The sequence below is a fragment of the Klebsiella sp. CN_Kp091 genome (assembly GCF_040065095.1).
Taxonomy (GTDB): Bacteria; Pseudomonadota; Gammaproteobacteria; order Enterobacterales; family Enterobacteriaceae; genus Klebsiella; species Klebsiella aerogenes.
Genome location: NZ_JBEAIO010000011.1, coordinates 14,801 through 32,093 on the forward strand (window position 1 = coordinate 14,801; position 17,293 = coordinate 32,093).

General features: G+C 55.3%; 17 protein-coding genes. 7 read left to right on the forward strand and 10 right to left on the reverse strand.

What is annotated here, in order from left to right:
- Positions 1–54: 54 nt before the first annotated feature.
- The gene (locus tag ABLV17_RS10775) at positions 55–2,478 is read right to left on the reverse strand and encodes a DEAD/DEAH box helicase family protein (RefSeq protein ID WP_308958289.1); all 2,424 of its coding nucleotides are present in this window, start codon (positions 2,476–2,478) and stop codon (positions 55–57) included.
- Positions 2,479–2,701: 223 nt separating this feature from the next.
- Here ABLV17_RS10775 and ABLV17_RS10780 point away from each other — a divergent pair, with 223 nt between their 5' ends.
- Positions 2,702–3,631: a 5'-nucleotidase gene (locus ABLV17_RS10780; RefSeq protein ID WP_149271546.1), complete on the forward strand. Its 930-nt coding sequence runs from the start codon at positions 2,702–2,704 to the stop codon at positions 3,629–3,631.
- Positions 3,632–3,707: 76 nt separating this feature from the next.
- Here the strand turns inward: ABLV17_RS10780 and ABLV17_RS10785 are convergent, their stop codons facing one another.
- Entirely contained in the window at positions 3,708–5,120 is a 1,413-nt protein-coding gene (locus tag ABLV17_RS10785; RefSeq protein ID WP_213317801.1) for a PLP-dependent aminotransferase family protein, read from the reverse strand.
- 177 nt (positions 5,121–5,297) lie between these two features.
- Between ABLV17_RS10785 and ABLV17_RS10790 the strand changes: the two genes are divergently transcribed.
- From ABLV17_RS10790 to ABLV17_RS10805, 4 genes are all read left to right on the forward strand, one after another.
- A complete protein-coding gene (locus ABLV17_RS10790; protein ID WP_064571553.1) occupies positions 5,298–5,462 on the forward strand; it encodes a DUF1127 domain-containing protein in 165 nt (54 codons plus the stop codon).
- 148 nt (positions 5,463–5,610) lie between these two features.
- Positions 5,611–6,075 (forward strand): MarR family transcriptional regulator, encoded by a 465-nt coding sequence (locus tag ABLV17_RS10795; protein ID WP_049047305.1) that lies wholly within the window; start codon positions 5,611–5,613, stop codon positions 6,073–6,075.
- Positions 6,076–6,081: 6 nt separating this feature from the next.
- Positions 6,082–7,149, forward strand: a complete 1,068-nt coding sequence (locus ABLV17_RS10800) for an HlyD family secretion protein (RefSeq protein ID WP_015368453.1) — start codon at positions 6,082–6,084, stop codon at positions 7,147–7,149.
- A complete protein-coding gene (locus tag ABLV17_RS10805) occupies positions 7,139–8,203 on the forward strand; it encodes a DUF2955 domain-containing protein (protein ID WP_213317802.1) in 1,065 nt (354 codons plus the stop codon). Before ABLV17_RS10800 ends, ABLV17_RS10805 begins: the two co-directional genes overlap by 11 nt.
- Here the strand turns inward: ABLV17_RS10805 and ABLV17_RS10810 are convergent.
- The 6 genes from ABLV17_RS10810 to ABLV17_RS10835 all read right to left on the reverse strand — a co-directional run bounded on the left by ABLV17_RS10810 (position 8,200) and on the right by ABLV17_RS10835 (position 13,334).
- Positions 8,200–8,454 (reverse strand): DUF3343 domain-containing protein, encoded by a 255-nt coding sequence (locus ABLV17_RS10810; protein WP_213317803.1) that lies wholly within the window; start codon positions 8,452–8,454, stop codon positions 8,200–8,202. The two genes, ABLV17_RS10805 and ABLV17_RS10810, sit on opposite strands and share 4 nt — an antisense overlap.
- A complete protein-coding gene (yjiL, locus tag ABLV17_RS10815) occupies positions 8,451–9,218 on the reverse strand; it encodes a putative 2-hydroxyacyl-CoA dehydratase activator YjiL (protein ID WP_213317804.1) in 768 nt (255 codons plus the stop codon). Before yjiL ends, ABLV17_RS10810 begins: the two co-directional genes overlap by 4 nt.
- Before the next feature lie 9 nt (positions 9,219–9,227).
- Positions 9,228–10,379, reverse strand: coding sequence for a double-cubane-cluster-containing anaerobic reductase (locus ABLV17_RS10820; protein ID WP_348854242.1), 1,152 nt, complete (start codon positions 10,377–10,379; stop codon positions 9,228–9,230).
- Between the two features lie 97 nt (positions 10,380–10,476).
- The gene (locus ABLV17_RS10825; RefSeq protein WP_348854243.1) at positions 10,477–10,716 is read right to left on the reverse strand and encodes a DUF2164 domain-containing protein; all 240 of its coding nucleotides are present in this window, start codon (positions 10,714–10,716) and stop codon (positions 10,477–10,479) included.
- Between the two features lie 24 nt (positions 10,717–10,740).
- Entirely contained in the window at positions 10,741–11,985 is a 1,245-nt protein-coding gene (gene mdtM / locus ABLV17_RS10830) for a multidrug efflux MFS transporter MdtM (RefSeq protein WP_348854244.1), read from the reverse strand.
- Positions 11,986–12,041: 56 nt separating this feature from the next.
- Positions 12,042–13,334, reverse strand: a complete 1,293-nt coding sequence (locus ABLV17_RS10835) for a DUF445 domain-containing protein (RefSeq protein ID WP_348854272.1) — start codon at positions 13,332–13,334, stop codon at positions 12,042–12,044.
- 205 nt (positions 13,335–13,539) lie between these two features.
- Between ABLV17_RS10835 and ABLV17_RS10840 the strand changes: the two genes are divergently transcribed.
- Positions 13,540–14,490 carry an Rpn family recombination-promoting nuclease/putative transposase gene (locus ABLV17_RS10840; protein ID WP_348854273.1) on the forward strand — a complete coding sequence of 317 codons (951 nt, stop codon included), beginning with the start codon at positions 13,540–13,542 and terminating at the stop codon, positions 14,488–14,490.
- A 155-nt stretch (positions 14,491–14,645) separates the two neighbouring features.
- Positions 14,646–16,016: an NAD-dependent succinate-semialdehyde dehydrogenase gene (locus ABLV17_RS10845; RefSeq protein ID WP_348854245.1), complete on the forward strand. Its 1,371-nt coding sequence runs from the start codon at positions 14,646–14,648 to the stop codon at positions 16,014–16,016.
- A gap of 57 nt (positions 16,017–16,073) precedes the next feature.
- Here ABLV17_RS10845 and yjiA read toward each other — a convergent pair whose 3' ends face one another.
- Together yjiA and ABLV17_RS10855 are read right to left on the reverse strand one after the other, a co-directional pair.
- A complete protein-coding gene (gene yjiA, locus ABLV17_RS10850) occupies positions 16,074–17,030 on the reverse strand; it encodes a GTPase (RefSeq protein WP_087858253.1) in 957 nt (318 codons plus the stop codon).
- Positions 17,031–17,041: 11 nt separating this feature from the next.
- Positions 17,042–17,245, reverse strand: a complete 204-nt coding sequence (locus tag ABLV17_RS10855; RefSeq protein WP_002887451.1) for a YbdD/YjiX family protein — start codon at positions 17,243–17,245, stop codon at positions 17,042–17,044.
- Positions 17,246–17,293: the final 48 nt, after the last annotated feature.

The window sequence follows — 17,293 nt, forward strand, 5'->3', positions numbered from 1 at the left end:
AACAATAAGGCCCTCTGCTACGCGATGGCAGCAGAAGGCGCAAAAGGGGAGTGGTTACGCGGAGCGGGGCGGTAGGTAGTAGATTTCGCTCTCCAGCTCGCTGATGGCCTGATTATACCCGTTACGGTCGCCGAATCCGCTTTTAATGATCTCCGGCAGCGTACCCATGCTGTCGAACGGCTTGAGCTTCAGCACCTGAATACTCTCTATTTCCTGCACGCCCGCGTCGGCGTATTTATCCAGCAGCGTATTCAGCACCACCTGCGCGGCGTCGGAGTATTTGGTGAAGTAGTTGCGCTTGCGCACGTTCTCCGCCCGCTCTTTGCGGGTTAACGGCGGCTGACCATACACCACGTGGCACAGCATGTCGAACGGGTCGAGCTCTTTACCGACCTCTTCCGCCAGCACTTCCCAGATAATCCCCTGCTGTTCCAGTTCCTTAATGATGGCTTCTTTGCGCTCGGCGTCCTGCCACTTGCGGGTGAAATCATCCAGCGAGGCGTACTCTTTGAGCAGCGTTTTGCGGGTGTAGTCTTTGAAGGATTCGGTGACCAGCTTGCCGTCAGCGTCGTAATACTGCACGCGCTGGGCAATCACGCCCACGGACACGCCGTTGACGTGAAACTTACGTACTTTGTTCTCGTCATCTTCCGGCAGCGGGCCGACATCGTCTGAACCGGTGACGGTATACGGCGCGGGATCTTCATTGGCCCCGATGATGTCATCTTCAGTCTCTTCTTCGTGCTCGTCGAACTGCTCTTCAAAATCAGAGTCCGGATTGGCGATATCTTGCGGCGTGGTGTCCATCACCTTTTCCGGGATGCCGTCGAAGCGTTCGTCGGCGAACAGTTCGGTAGCCTTTTTGAAGTCGAGGATGGTGAACCATAGCTTGCCGTAGCGTTCATCAATGCGGGTGCCGCGGCCGATGATCTGCTTGAATTTAGTCATCGACTGAATGTTTTGGTCCAGCACCACCAGTTTGCAGGTTTTGGCATCCACACCGGTGGTCATCAATTCGGAGGTGGTGGCGATAACCGGATAGGCCTTTTTGGGGTTAATAAAGTTATCCAGTTGGGCTTTGCCAATGTCGTCATCGCCGGTGATTTTCATCACGTACTTGTCGTTCTTCTTGACCTGTTCCGGGTTGAGATTGACCAACGCGCGGCGCATCCGCTCCGCGTGATCGATGTCGTTGCAGAAGATGATGGTTTTATCCATCGGGTTGGTGCGCTTGAGGTAATCGGTGATGGTTTTCGCCACCAGTTCGGTGCGCTCATCAATCACCATCGTGCGATCAAAATCTTTCTGGTTGTAGATACGGTCGTCGATCAGCTCGCCGTTTTTATCCGTCTGGCCTTTGGTGGGGCGCCAGCCCTGGAGATCGACGTCGATGTCGACACGCACCACTTTATAAGGGGCAAGGAAGCCGTCCTCGATGCCTTCTTTCAGCGAGTAGATATATACCGGGTCGCCGAAGTAGTCTGTGCTGGAGACTTCATGAGTCTCTTTCGGCGTGGCGGTTAAGCCAATCTGCGTGGCGGCGCTGAAATAGTCGAGGATTTCGCGCCACGCGCTGTCTTCCGAAGCGCTGCCGCGATGGCATTCGTCGATCACAATCAGGTCAAAGAAATCCGGCGCCACCTGTTTAAAGGCTTTTTGATCTTCTTCCGGGCCGGTAATGGCTTGATACAGCGCGAGATGGATTTCAAAGGCCGGGTCGATGGTGCGCCCGGTGACCTTGGTCATAGCCGTGCCAAACGGCAGGAAGTCGTTGTTTTTGGTCTGATCGACCAGAATATTGCGATCGGCGAGGAACAGGATCCGCTTCTTACTTTTGGCTTTCCATAAGCGCCAGATAATCTGGAAGGCGGTGTAGGTTTTCCCCGTTCCGGTCGCCATCACCAGCAGAACGCGGTTCTGCCCGGCGGAAACGGCTTCAATGGTTTTATTGATGGCCTGTAGCTGGTAATAACGCGGCGCTTTGCCGCTGCCGTCGTCGTAGTAGTCCTGGGTAATCACCGGTAGCTGGGCTGCGGTGTAGCCTTTCCAGACGCAGAATTTGTGCCAGAGTTCGGCTGGGGACGGGAACTCGTCGAGGGTGATCTCTCGTTCAATCTCGCCAGTTGCTGTTTTATCGTGGAAGATAAAGCCGTCGCCGTTGGTGGCGAAGACGAAAGGTACGTCCAGCAGGCGTGCGTACTCGATGCCCTGCTGCATCCCTTTGCCGATTTCATGCTTGTTGGCTTTGGCTTCAATCACCGCCAGCGGAATGCCCGGCTTGTGATACAGCACGATATCGGCGGATTTCACCGTTCTACGCGCCGCGACTTTGCCGCGCACGATGACCTTACCGTCCCGGAGTTTGACCTCCTGTCGGATTTGCGTTGTGTTGTCCCAGCCAGCATCGAGGATGGCTGGCATAACGCGTTTGGTGATGATGTCTGCTTCCGTCAGGGTACTCAGGTTCAGCTCAGCCATTGGGTATTCTCGATAGAATCGGATAGCTCTGATTCTACATAAAAAAAAGATTATATGGATAGCTTTAGGTGATATAGATCACATTATATGCTGATTTCGATGAACTATACATTCAACGACATTGAGCGTTATATTAGTAATCTCTGATAGCAGACGTTTTTTATCAATATACTTCCGTTTGTAATAATCAGTAAGGTTAAGTTTATATCTGGAGACTTTGTATATGCCTTATGATTTATCGTCCCGATTAGTTATAGGTTTGGCATCAAGCGCGCTTTTTGATTTAGATGAATCAGATGAAATATTTAGAACAAAAGGCGAGGACGAGTACAGGAAATTTCAGCGTGAAAATCAAGATAAGCTCTTAGGGAAAGGTGTTGCATTTCCTTTCATTAGACGTCTTTTAACATTGAATAAAATTAACCCAAGTAATCCTCCTGTAGAAGTTATCCTTTTATCAAGGAATGATCCAGATACCGGGTTGAGGGTAATGAATTCAATTGAAAGTTATGGGTTAGGTATTACCCGGGCTGTTTTCCTTCAAGGTCAGTCTCCTCATAAATATATCCCAGCATTGGATATTGAGTTGTTTCTCTCCGCAAATTCTCAAGATGTTAATCAGGCTGTAATGGCTGGGTATCCTGCAGGTCAGATTCTTAAGGGAAATATTAAGGATGATGTTCAGGATCATGAACTCAGAATTGCATTCGACTTTGATGGAGTTATCGCAGATGATTCTGCGGAAGCTGTATACCAAAAAAGCCATGTGCTTGCAGATTTTCATAATTATGAAGCTCAACATGTCAATGAGACTCATAATCCGGGACCATTGAAAGATTTTCTTCAACGTATATCTAATATTCAGAAGATGGAAGAAGAATTAGAGAGAGAAGATCCAGCGTATAGACGTATTCTTCGCATTTCAATTGTAACGGCGAGAAACGCGCCTTCACACAAGAGAATGATTAATACGATGAGAGCGTGGGGGATCAATGTTAATGAAGCATTCTTTATGGGCGGGGTAGAAAAGAACAAAATCCTTGAAATTATGCAGCCACATATGTTCTTTGATGATCAGCGTCTCCATCTTGAACCTTCAGCATCTGTTTTACCTTCTGTGCATATACCATTTGGTGTGACGAATAAAAAATAATGGTGTAATTAAAATATAAGGCCCCGATATTTTGGGGCATATATGAGATATTACTTGCTGCTTTTAGTTAAAATAATCACTCCATCGCCACCTTCACCGCTTCCCCCAGCTTGACCATCACCTCTTTATGCTTCTCGATCGGCGGCAGGGCGCAGTTGATCCTTAAGCAGTTGCGATATTTGCCGGATGCCGAAAACAGCGATCCTGGCGCGACCTGGATCTTCAGCCGACACAGCTGCTTGGCGACGCAGACCATATCCACCTGCTCCGGTAGCTCGACCCACAGCATAAAGCCGCCTTTCGGCCGGGTAACGCAGATGCCGCAGGGGAAAAACTCCCGCAGCCAGCAGGTATAGATCTCCATATTACGCTGATAGATCTGCCGCATCCGCCGTACGTGGCGGTGGTAATGGCCTTCGCGAATAAAGTTACAGGCCGCCAGTTGGGTTGAAGGGACGTTAGTGCCGCTGGCGGCGTACTTCATCTGCAGCAGACGATCGTAGTAGCGACCGGGGGCAATCCAGCCGATGCGCAGGCCGGGGGCGATGGTCTTGGTAAACGAGCTGCAAAGTATCACCCGACCGTCGATATCCCATGAATGAATCGTGCGCGGGCGCGGGTATTCGGTCGCCAGCTCGCCGTAAATGTCATCTTCGAAAATCACGATGTCATGGCGCTGGGCGAGGGACAGCACCGCGCGTTTGCGCGCGTCAGGCATGATGTATCCCAGCGGATTGTTGCAGTTAGGCACCAGGATCACCCCTTTGATTGGCCACTGATCCAGCGCCAGCTCTAAGGCCTCGATGCTGATCCCGGATTCCGGATCGGTTGGGATCTCAATGGCTTTCAGCCCCAGGCCGCGAAGTATCTGCATGGTGCCGTAGTAGCAGGGGGATTCGACGGCGACGATATCGCCGGGATGACACACCGACAGCAGCGCCAGCGATAGTGCGCTGTGGCAGCCGCTGGTGATCAGTAGATCGTCGGCGGTGACGACCGATCCGCCGTCGAGCATCAGGCGGGCGATCTGTTCGCGTAGTTCGCGACGCCCGGCCAGTTCGTCGTAGTTGAGCACTTCGCTGAGGTTGTGCTGAATTGCCCGGCTGAGTTCGCGCCAGATAGGCTTAAGACTAGGCTGGGTGACGTCCGGCGAGCCGCCGCCGAAGGTAATGATTGATTTATCATTGCGCGCATCGAGCATGGTCAACACCTGGTCCCACTGGGTGATCTCCACCGGGCGCTGCACCGGGCGCGACATCGGCGGCACCGGCGCTTGGGCTTTGCGCGGGGCGACGAAATAGCCGGAGCGCGGCTGCGGCACGATCAACTGTTGCTGTTCCAGCGTCTGGTAGGCCTGCTGAACGGTACTGATGCTGACGCCATGCTCCTGGCTCAGGCTGCGCACCGACGGCAGCTTTTCGCCCTGGCGATACAGCCCTTGTTCGATACGCTCGGCCAGCAGGCTGGCCAGATGTTGGTAACGGGTCATGCTGTATCCTTAGTAATTGCCATACAGATAGATAAACCAGTACAGATGGCGGTCAAAAATGGGGCATGGTGTACGTTTTAGCCAATCTGTATGTTAAAGAAAAGTGTTTTGTGAATCTGTATTGTTCAGGCCCGGATCCGTGAAGATAAAGCCTCTGGCAAGGCGAGGAGGTAGAGGATGGAATTTCACGAGAATCGGGCAAAACAGCCGTTTATCGGCTGGGTATTTCTGGCGCGAGCAATTAGAAAATGGTGGCTTCGTGGGCAAACGCGCAAAGTATTGCAGCGAATGAGCGACGAACAGCTGAAAGATGTCGGGTTGCGCCGGGATCAGATCAATTAAAAAGTGCTTTTTTGTAGCCCCGGTAAGCGTCAGCGCTACCGGGGAATTACATTCACAAAATTTATCAATTGATGCTTCTACTCCCATCGTTTCTTGATACTTACCCTGATAAGTATTATTTTCCCCACAGCTAAGTGAGGAAAGTAACATGACCGAAGACGAACTGTTTGCCCGCCGCCCGATGGGGATGCGCATGGCGATGGTGGTGCGCCAGTGGCGCGCGATTATCGACAGCGCCATTACCGATACCGGCCTGACCCAGTCAAGCTGGACGGTGCTGATGCAGCTGCATCAGCTGGGGTGCAACGTCTCGGTAAGCGAACTGGCGGAAGTGCAGGGTATTGAGCTGCCGCCGCTGATGCGCACCCTTACGCAGCTGGAAAAGCAGGGGTATCTACTGCGCTCAACATCGCCATATGACAAACGCATCCGCCTGCTTACGCTGACGGCAGAAGGCCGTACTATCCTGGAAAAGCTGAACCGCGTCATTGAGACTTATCAACAGCGCGTGACGGAAACCATCCCCGATGCGGACCTCGACACCTTCAGCGCCACGTTAAATCAAATCGCCTGCAACTTGCGGACAATCCGCGAAGAAGATAACAAGATCTAAAAAACTATGATGACGCCAGAACAAAAATTTGCCCGCTGGGTAAGGGTAAGTATTGCCGCTTTCCTGGTGATATTCGCCTGGTTTATCGTTGCCGATATCTGGATCCCGCTAACCCCGGATTCCACCGTGATGCGCGTGGTGACTCCGGTCTCGTCGCGGGTCTCCGGCTACGTCTCGCACGTCTACGTGCACAACAATAGCCAGGTGAAAAAGGGCGACCTGCTGTATGAGCTCGATCCCACGCCATTCATTAATAAAGTTGAAGCGGCGCAAATCGCTCTTGAACAGGCCAAACTGAGTAACCAGCAGCTGGATGCGCAAATCGCCGCCGCTCGCGCCAACCTGCGCACCGCGCAGTACACCGCGCGTAATGACAAAGTCACTCTCGACCGCTACCAGCGCCTGAGCACCATGCAAAACGTGTCGCAATCGGATCTCGATAAGGTGCGCACGACATGGCAGACCAGCGAACAATCGGTCAGCGCCCTGAATGCGCAGATTCAGAACCTGCTGATCCAGCGTGGCGAGCGCGACGACAAGCGCAACGTGACGCTGCAGAAATACCGCAACGCGCTGGAAGAGGCGCAGCTCAACCTCGGCTGGACCCAGGTGCGCGCTGAGACCGACGGTATGGTCAGCAACCTGCAGCTTAATCCGGGTATTTACGCCACCGCCGCCACCGCCGTGCTGGCGCTGGTTAACAACAATACCGATATCGTCGCCGACTTTCGTGAAAAAAGCCTGCGCCATACGGCGGTGAATACCGATGCGGCGGTAGTGTTCGATGCCCTGCCGGGTAAAGTCTTCCCGGCGCACGTGACCAGCAGCGATGCCGGTATTCTTGCCGGTCAGGAAGCGGTGAATGGCCAACTGTCGCAGCCTGAGCAGTCCACTCGCTGGGTGCGCGATGCGCAGCGCATGCGGATTCACGTTGCGCTGGATCAACCTCTGGATAAGCCGCTGCCGACCGGCGCCCGCGCTACGGTGCAGTTGTACAATAGCGACGGACCTTTCGCCCGCACCTTTGCCGGCCTGCAGATCCACCTGGTGAGCTGGTTGCACTATGTCTATTAACACCCTGGCGCACGTCTTTACCCCGCACGGCAATATCGTCTATACGGCCAATGATTTTCGCCAGACGGTACGCATTGCCGTCGCCGGGACCATCGCGCTGAGTATTTCGACCTTCTACGACGTGCAGTACGGCGTGTTTTTCGTCGTTTATCCGCTGATGCTGATGTCGCTGGTGCCGGTGTTCAACCGCCACGTCGCCCGGCAGTTTGTATTCAGCGCGGCGGTTAATTGCGTCGAAATGGTGCTCATCGTCGGCTATCTGTCGCAGTGGCCTGTAATTATGACATTAGTCGTCTTTGGTCTGTACGTGATGCGTTTTCGCTTTATGAGCCAGGGGCCGCTGTTCCTGCTGGGATCGATGGGCGTGGTGTGCCAGAGCACGATGCTCAATTTTATGAGCTATCCCACCAGCAACTGGCACACGCTGATGTTCTCCAATATGGAGGCCTGCGTGATGGCGGTGGCGCTGAGCGCGCTGCTGCACTATTTGATCCCGGATGTTGAACCGCGTAAGCCGCCGCCGCGCATAGAGAAAGACGCCGCGCGGATCCGCCATGAATCGCTGCTTTCCGGCACGGTTGCGACCATTATCTTTGTGATCTTTCAGATCTGCGATCTGAGCGATTCGCTATCGGCGCTAATGGCCGGGGTGCTGATCCTGTTTCCGATGCACTATCGCGGCGCGGTGATAAGCTCGATCTGGCGTGTGGCGGGGGTCGTGCTGGCTTGTCTGTACATTCTGGTGGTGCAGTTGATTATCTATGATTTTAGCAACCATATGATCCTGATGATGCCGCTAATTGGTCTTGGTCTGGCCTTTAGTGCCCGCCTGCACGTGATGGAAAAAGTGGGCGCGGGCGTAGGTTTCGCCAGTATCACCACCATCGGTATTATGTTTGGCCAGAACCTGCATCCGAATCAGGATCTGGTGTTCAGCGACCTGTACCGTATTACTTCGGTCACGGTCTCGCTGGTGGCGACGCTGACTATGGTGTTTCTGGTCCATCGGGTACTGAACTGCTTCGCGCCGACGCGGTTTGTGATCACCGATTAATCCTCCTGCGGGAAGCGGGCGATGCAGCGCCACGCTTCCCCGTTTTGCTGATAAAGCGCCGCAGTATGCCCGGCGATTATCCAACTTCGCGCTGTTTTTTCGCCCCCCTCAATCAATACGCACAGCCCGCAGCCGCTGCGCAGCTGGCGGGGAATATCTTTTACCTCGAAGGTCATCCCTGCCGCCTGCAGGGCTTTGCGCATCCGCACGACGCCCACCGTTGAATGGAATAAGAATAGATATTTGCTCATCCGCGTCTCCGCTGGCGCTGGCCGATCAGCGCCGCGCCGATCGCCCCGGCAAACTGGGCGTCGGGATGGGTCGCGACCGGCATGCCAACATGCTTCTCCAGCATGCGGGCGAAGGCGACGCAGCGGCTGACGCCGCCGGTAAACAACAATGGCCCCTGTGCCGATAAGCGGCCAATAAAGTTCGCGCTGCGCCGCGCCATGGCGTTGATCACCCCGGCCAGAATTGACTCCGGCGCGACTCCGGCGGAACGCAGGCTGATGACTTCCGATTCGGCAAAAACCGTACACATGCTGGTGATGGCGTGCGGTTCTACGCCTTCGGTAATAGTGTCCAACTGGTCGACGCTGGCGCCGAGGGTCCGTGAAATAACTTCCAGAAAGCGCCCAGTACCAGCGGCGCATTTGTCATTCATCAGAAAGTCGCTGAGGTTGCCCTGCTCATCAAGCTGGATGACTTTGCTGTCCTGGCCGCCGATATCAATCACCGCGCGGGTTTCCGGCGCCAGCAGGCGCGCGCCGAGCCCGTGACAGGAAATCTCGGTGACTTGTTTATCGGCGAAATCGACCAACTGGCGACCATAGCCGGTGAGGGTTAAAAAAGGCGTTGTCGCGAGGTCCGCGCGCAGCGTCTCCCAGGCCTCGTGAATGGCATCGGTGGGGCGAAAGGGCGTCGGAATGAGGAAACGGCGCACGATGGCGCCGTCTGCCAGTAGGATGCCTTTGGTGGCGGTGGAGCCGGAATCAATACCTACCGAGTAGATCACGCTTGCTCCTTATAGCATTTCGATAAACGCGGCGACGCGGGTACTGAGCTGGCCGAGATCTGCCGTCGAATAATCGGTCTCGATCGCGATATAAGGAATGTCGTGCCGCTGGCGAACGTGACGCTTAATCGCCAGCGATTCCACGGCGTAGGTATGGCAAGCCTGCAGAATGACATCGACCACGCCGTCGGCCTGGTATTCCTCAACCATCTGGCTTAGCAATTGCAGGCGCTGGTCGTTAGGTGAAATACAGGAGCAGCCGATGGCGAGATATTTATCGGTTAAGGCATCGTAGACGTCGCCATCTTCCGCCACGCAGCGCTCGGTGGCCTTCGCGCCGGTACAGTTCTCGTAGCCCACCACCCAGCCGCCGTTTTCTTCGATAGCGCGGACGACTTTTTCCGCCGCGCCGCCGATCGGGCAGCCGGTGATCAGAATACGCGGACGAGACGCCAGCCGTTGGCCTCCTTGCCATTGCTGATGGATACGTTCCGCCATCGCGTTCAATTCGTCAATCAGCGCGCTTTTGTCGAAGCGGAAGGTCGCGCCATAAACCACCTTCAGAATATCGCTGCCGCTAAGCGCCGGCGGATTGAGTTGCCCGAGGCGATAGAAGTTGGCCAGCGCCCGGCGTTCGCAATTTTTCAGTATGATGGCTTCACGCAGCGCCGCTTCGCTAATGGGCGTGGCAAACCGGGTTTCAACGACCTGCTGCAGGCGTTTGATTTCTGCTTTCCACAACGCGCGGGAGGTGGCGTCGCTGGCGCTGTTCGGTAGTTGCATTACGTGTACTGCCTTGAATTCGGCCATGTACTCGTACATCTTCTTTTTGCCGTCGCAGGTGGTTTCGCCGACCACCAGATCGGAGAAATAAAAGTAGGGGCATTTATCGGTTTTGCCGAAGCCGTAGCTGCTTTTAATCAGTGGGCAGAGGTTGCGCGGCAGGTCTTTCTCCGCCTCTTCAATAGTTTCATCAGAAGTGGAACACAGCGAGACGACCACGGCGCCCGCCGCCATGGCTATCTCCTGGGGCATAAAAGTGCAGTAGGTACCGACCAGCGGTACGTTCTGCTCTTTGAGTTCCATTACGCTGAGAAAGCCTTTCTGGCGAGCTTCTGAGAATTGATCGAAGAGGGCGGGTAGAGCGGTGATGAGCGACATGATTTTCCTTCCCCGTACACGGGAGATGATGAAAGAGGCGTCATTATAACCATGTTATTTATGTGTGTTTATTGATCTCCCGCCCATCCCGGTGGCGTTAATAGACCTTCTTCAAATCCATCTCTTCCTGGATACGTTCGCTCCATACCTGGTGGGTGCGGATGGCCTCTTCAATGCCGGCGTTGTAGAACAAAGGCCCCAGCTCTTTGGCGATAAAGTCGACAAAAAACTCGGCGTCGAACTGTTCCAGCTCCAGGTTAAAGGTCTCTTCGCAGTACTTGCTTAGCCGCTCGCGCAGCAGATCGCGCTGCGCCGGGCTGAGTTCAATATCGCTCATGCGTGGTTAATCTCGGTGAGTTAGTCAGGATTGCCGGGCTTCGATGACCGCCTCTGAACGCTGGCGCAGATTGTGGAGTAGCCCCGCCAGACAGCAGGCGGCGACGATCCCGGCGGCCACTGCCAGCAGGTGGAACGGCAATCTACCGCCATGGAACCACAACCAGCGCGCGCCTTCAATCGACAATGCGCTGACGCTAAGGATCACGATATTCAGCGAGGCGGAAACGGTGCCTTTCGGCAAGTCGTTGGAAAAAAGGGTAAAGCGGAACAGCGTCGGGAAAATCAGCCCGATGCCGAAGGCGTAGAAGCAGGTGCCGAGCACCGACCACAGCCAGACGTGCGGCCACGTCAGATTACCGATAATCAGGATCGCCAGGCCAACCATCTGGATGGGGACCGCGCTTAACACAAAGCGCGGGCGAGTCGGGTCTTTCACCCAGCGCGCCACCGACAGATTAGCGATAATCACCGCGCTGAAAACCGGCACCTGGCTCCAGGCAAACTCGCTGGTGGTGAGCCCGCCGGCGTCCATTAAAATCACCGGCGACACCGCCACCCAACTCATCAGCGGAATATAGCTCAGCGCCAACGTGGCGGCGCCGAGTAAAAAGATGCGGTTGCGGAAGACGTCGCGAAAATCGCGCACCACGCCGAGCGGGCTGAACGGCACGTCGCCGCGACGCACCGTCTCCGGCATGTTAAACAGTAAACCCAGCCAGGCCACCAGCCCCATCGCGGCGATAATGCCAAACAGCGCTTTCCAGTGGATAAAGTGCATCAGCGCCGCGCCGGAAAGCGGGCCGACGATCGGCGCCACCAGCACGATGGAGGTAATCACCGCCATCAGCTTGATTGACCGCTTTTCGTCAAAGGCCTCCTGCACGGTGACGTAACCAACGGTGGCGATAAAACAGATGCTGGTGCCCTGCACAAAGCGGGCAATCAGGAACTGGGTCATTGAGGTCGTCCACAGGGTGGCGAAGCAAGCGAGGGTAAAAATCAGCGCGCCGCTCAGCAGTACCGGCCGGCGGCCAATACGGTCGGAAAGCGGCCCCAGCAGCCACTGCAGCGCCATCCCGCCGGCCATATATAAACTCACCGAGGCTGGAGCCAGCGCCACATCGGCGTTGAAATCCCGCACCACGTGCAGGATCCCAGGCTGGATGAGATCGGTGGTCAGGTAGGCGGAAAAGTCATACAGGATCAGCGCCATCGGAAAGAACAGCGATGCGCCGTAGCGGGCGCTCAATCGCGAAATCCATGACATAGCCGTCTCCTTGCCGTCGTGTATTCATCGTGAGAATGGATATGATGCTACCATTTTCAGCCAATATGCAGATGCAGCAGCGCTGGAATTTGCGATAACAGCCACAGGCCGAGGCCGATAGTGCCGCCAACCAGCGTGCCGTTGATGCGAATAAACTGCAGGTCCTTGCCGATGTTGAGCTCGATCTGTCGCGACATATCGCGCGCGTCCCAGCTTTTGACCGTGTCGCTGATATGGCGAGTCAGGAAGGCGGCGAATTCCGGCGCCACCCGATGCGCCGCCTGCTCCAGATGCTCATTCAGCGATTCACGCAGCGCGTCGTCGCGCACCAGGGTTTCGCCGAACCACTGACCGGCCTCGGCGATCCGCTGCTTGATGCGCGAATCGTCACTGCTGATATCGTTTTTCACCCAACCGCGCAGATCCGCCCACACCTCGCCCAGATAGCGATTAAAGGTCTCATCGTTTTTCAGATACGCTTTGATGTTATCGGCTTTTTGCGCCATTTGCGGATCCGATTTCAGATTGTCGATAAGCTTCTGCGCCGCGCGGTCGAAGGCCTGACGAATTTGATGCGTGCGGTCTTGAGTGACCTCATCGAGCAGCGTATTCACGGCGTCTGTCACCATTTCGGCGCTGTGCTCGCCAAGCCACTCGGTGGGTAACAGTTTGGCCTTCAGCGGGTGTTCGGTCTCCAGCCAGTGCACGATGCCGCGGGCGATAAAGGCACGGGAGCTGTCGCGCTGTAGCAGGGCGATAATCTGGCTTATCAGTGAATCCAACAGCTTCTGATGACGATTGTCGCGGGTCAGCCCCTCCAGCATCATGGCGCTGGTCTGGGTCAGGTCGACCTTATCGATAGCCTTGTGCACCGCGCGCCGCAGCAGACGCTGAATGCGGGTGTCATCGGTGAGCTCGAGAAAACCGCTCATCACCTGTAGCAGATGTTGGCCGACACGGCGGGCGTTTTCGGGCTGACTGAACCAGTTACCGAGCATCAGGGCCGGTTCGTAGCGGCGGATCAGCGCCACCAGAGATGGGGTATCAAGAAACTTCTCCTGCACGAAATGGCCAAGATTATCGGCGATCCGGTCTTTATTGCGCGGAATGATCGCCGTATGGCGGGCGACAAACGGCAGCGGAATGCGGCGAAACAGGGCCACCACCGCAAACCAGTCGGCCAGCGCCCCGACCATCGCCGCTTCGGAAATAGCCTTCAGCGCGCTGACCCACGGCGTCAGCGGTAGCAGCAGCGTAGTGATAAACAGCGCAGCCGCAATGAGCAGCAGCGACAGCGCCAGCAGTTTGGCGCGTTTTAATTCAGCGAGTTTTTCCATAGGGTTAAGCATATAACCTGACGGCGAGGTCATGCAAAAATCGGCACAACTTCCTGTACGCGCGGGTCAATTTGCGAGTGGGCTGCCAGGATTAGATAACGATTGCAGCACGCAGAAATTAGCTTTCGGCACGGCTCGAGAAAACGCTTTTTGCCAGGTGTCAGAGGGAGATCTGCAGCGTAGAGTCGCAGCAGAATTGGCTGGCAGGGGCGAACACATGGAAAGGTCCACAACGTCTACGCCGCATGATGCGGTTTTCAAAAAGTTTCTTACGCAGGCTGATACCGCCCGTGATTTTCTGGCGATCCATTTACCGCCCGCGCTACATCAGATCTACGATCTCAATTCGTTACAGCTTGAATCGGCTAGTTTTATTGAGGAGAACCTGCGAGCCTGGTATTCGGACGTGCTGTGGTCGCTAAAAACGGTTTCTGGCGAGGGCTACATCTATGTTGTTATCGAACATCAGAGTTCACCCGATGCGCAGATGGCGTTTCGCCTGATGCGTTATGCTATTGCTGCGATGCAACGTCATCTCGACGGCGGCCATAAAACCTTGCCGCTGGTGGTACCTATGTTGTTCTACCATGGTTCCGTGTCTCCGTATCCGTGGTCGCTTAACTGGCTCGATAGGTTCGCTGACCCACAACTCGCGAAGGCGCTTTATTCGTCACCCTTTCCGCTGGTGGATATTACGGTTATCCCGGATGATGAAATTGTGGGACATCGACGCGTGGCGCTATTAGAACTTATCCAAAAACATATTCGTCAGCGCGATTTAATGGGCATCGTCGAGCAGCTAACGTCAATTTTACTTAGCGGTTACGCTAATGACAGGCAGCTAAAAACGCTATTTAATTATTTACTGCAAACTGGCAACGCGCGCCGATTTGGCCGGTTTATTCGCGAAGTCGCGCATCGGGTTCCTCAACACAGGGAGAGATTGATGACCATCGCAGAAAGATTACAGGAAGTTGGCCGCAGAAAAGGCAAACGTGAAGGGCGGCTTGAAGGCAGGCAAGAAGGCAGGCAAGAAGGACGGCAAGAAGGGCAGCACGCCGAGGCGCTGCGGATTGCGAGGATGATGCTTGCCGACGGTATTGCACGTGAAACCGTGCTGAAAATTACCGGTCTGGCTGCCGAAGAGATAGCCACGTTACCACATTGATAAAGCCGTTATGCAGGGGCGTCCCTGCTATCCACTCTCATGGAATATTCCGGATATACCTAACTTTACCCGCATCGCCAGCTATCTCGACTACCCTTAATATCCTTAGCGGCATTTTTGACTGCGTTAATAGCGATAACAAGGAGACATGCGATATGGCTTATCAGACAGTGAATCCTGCGAATAATCAGCTTATTAAAAGCTATCCCGCACACAGCGATGCTGACGTGGAGGCGGCGCTGCAGCAGGCAAATGCGCTTTATCATTCTGCGTGGGCGAAAGGCGATATTGCGCAGCGTCTGCCGATGCTGCATAAGCTTGCCGACCTTATCGACAGCCGAACGGAGGAGCTGGCGAAAATCGCCAGCCAGGAGATGGGCAAACTCATTAAACAGAGCCGCGGCGAGGTCAAACTCTGTGCGCAGATCGCCCGCTATTATGCCGACAACGCCGAACGGTTCCTGGCGCCGGTGAAGTATCCCTCCGAGCTTGGCGAAGCCTGGGTTGAGCATCATCCCATCGGCGTCTTGATGGCGGTGGAGCCGTGGAACTTCCCCTATTACCAGTTAATGCGCGTGCTGGCGCCAAATCTGGCGGCCGGTAACCCGGTGATTGCCAAGCATGCCAGCATCGTCCCGCACTGCGCAGAGACCTTCGCGCATCTGGTGCGCGAGGCTGGCGCGCCGGAAGGGGCGTGGACCAACTTGTTTATCTCTCAGGATCAGGTAGCGAAAATTATCGCGGATGACCGGGTGCAGGGCGTGGCGCTGACCGGCTCGGAAAAAGCGGGCGGCATCGTGGCGTCGCAGGCGGCGAAGCATATCAAGAAAGCGACGCTGGAGCTGGGCGGCAACGATGTGTTTGTGGTGCTCGAGGATGCCGATCTGGAACGCGCGGTGAAAATTGGCGTACAGGCGCGGCTGAACAACGCCGGGCAGGTTTGCACCGCCGCTAAACGCTTCATTCTGCATGAAAAAATCGCCGAGTCGTTCCTGAGCAAGTTTAGCGACGCCTTCCGCCAGGTGAAGATCGGCGATCCGCTCGATGAAAGCACTACGCTTGGCCCGCTCTCCTCGAAAGATGCGCTGGAAACCTTAAGTAAGCAGGTCGACGAGGCGGTGAAGCATGGCGCTAAATTACACCTCGGCGGCAAGCCGGTTTCGGGCGAAGGTAACTTCTACGAACCCACCATTCTGACGGGAATTACCCGTGATAACCCGGCGTACTTCGAGGAGTTCTTTGGCCCGGTGGCGCAGATTTACGTGGTGAAAGACGATGATGAGGCGATTGCGCTCGCCAACGACTCTCACTACGGCCTGGGCGGCGCGGTGTTCAGTCAGGATATTGAGCGGGCGAAGCGCATGGCCTCGGGGATTGAAACCGGCATGGTCTATATCAACTGGTTAACGGATACCGCGCCGGAACTGCCTTTTGGCGGCGTGAAGCGCTCCGGCTTTGGCCGCGAGCTTTCCGACCTCGGTATCAAAGAGTTTGTGAATCAGAAGCTGGTGGTCGTTCGCCGCTAAACCACCCATCATGAAGTATCCCTCTCCCATCGGGGGAGGGATACATCCTTGCGTCGGCTATTTACGGAGCCCGGCAAACGCGGCGCGGATTTCCTCTTCCGGCAGCTGAATTCCGATAAACACCAGCGTGCTGTGCGGCGTTTCATCGCCCCACGGGCGATCCCAGTCGGCGCTGTAGAGGCGCTGCACGCCCTGGAACAGCAGGCGATTTGGCTCGCCGTCGATCCACAGCATGCCTTTATAGCGCATCAGTTGCTCGGCGAAGGAGAGCAGCAGGTTTTCCATCACCCGTGAGACTTCACTGATATCCACCGGATAGTCGAGTTCGACCACAATCGACGAGACGTCGTTCTGTTTTTCCGCCACGAAGTGAAAGCGCGGTGTGGCGCTTACGACCTTCTCTTCCAGCATAAAACCGCTGGTATTAAAGAGCAGGCTTAAATCGATATCGCCGTGGATGACAGTATAAATTGGCGCCCGCGCGTTGATGCGCGCCAGCCGTTCGCGCAGCTTTTCGCTGTCGCCGGCGACATCGGTTTTGGTTAACAAAATCCGGTCCGCGTAGCCGACCTGCGACTGGGCAATGGTGAACTGATCCATCTGCTGGTCGGCATGGACGGCGTCAACCAGGGCGATCACGCCGTCCAGCAGATAGCGTTCGCAAAGCACCTCATGGGAGAAAAAGGTCTGAATAATCGGCCCCGGGTCGGCCATGCCGGTGCACTCAATCACCAGTCGGTCGAAGGCAATCTCACCGCGATCGCGGCTGTCGAGCAGATCGAGCAGGGCATCTTCCAGTTCGTTGGAGCGCGTACAGCAAATACAGCCGTTGGTCAGGGTTTTAATCTGCGTGGCGCGGTCGCCGATCAGCTGATCGTCAACGGACACTTCGCCAAATTCATTTTCAATCACGGCGATTTTGAAACCGTGCTGCTCATTAAGGATGTGGCGCAACAGGGTGGTTTTTCCTGCGCCGAGGAAACCGGTTAATAGGGTGACTGCAATCGGTGCCATTATTGCCTCCATTAACAGCAGCGTACGCCGCCTTTGCCGTCGCCGCCGTAGCGGGCCTGCTGGCGTTCGCGGAAGAATTCTTCATAAGTCATGTACGGCTGATCCGGATGGTTGGTTTGCATATGGGTGACGTAGTTGTCGTAATCCGGAATGCCGATCAGCATTTTCGCCGCCTGACCGAGATATTTTTTTGCCTGACCTAAGTTACCAAACATTGTAAGTTCCAGATAACGAATAAAGCCGGATGGCGACTCGCGCCTTAT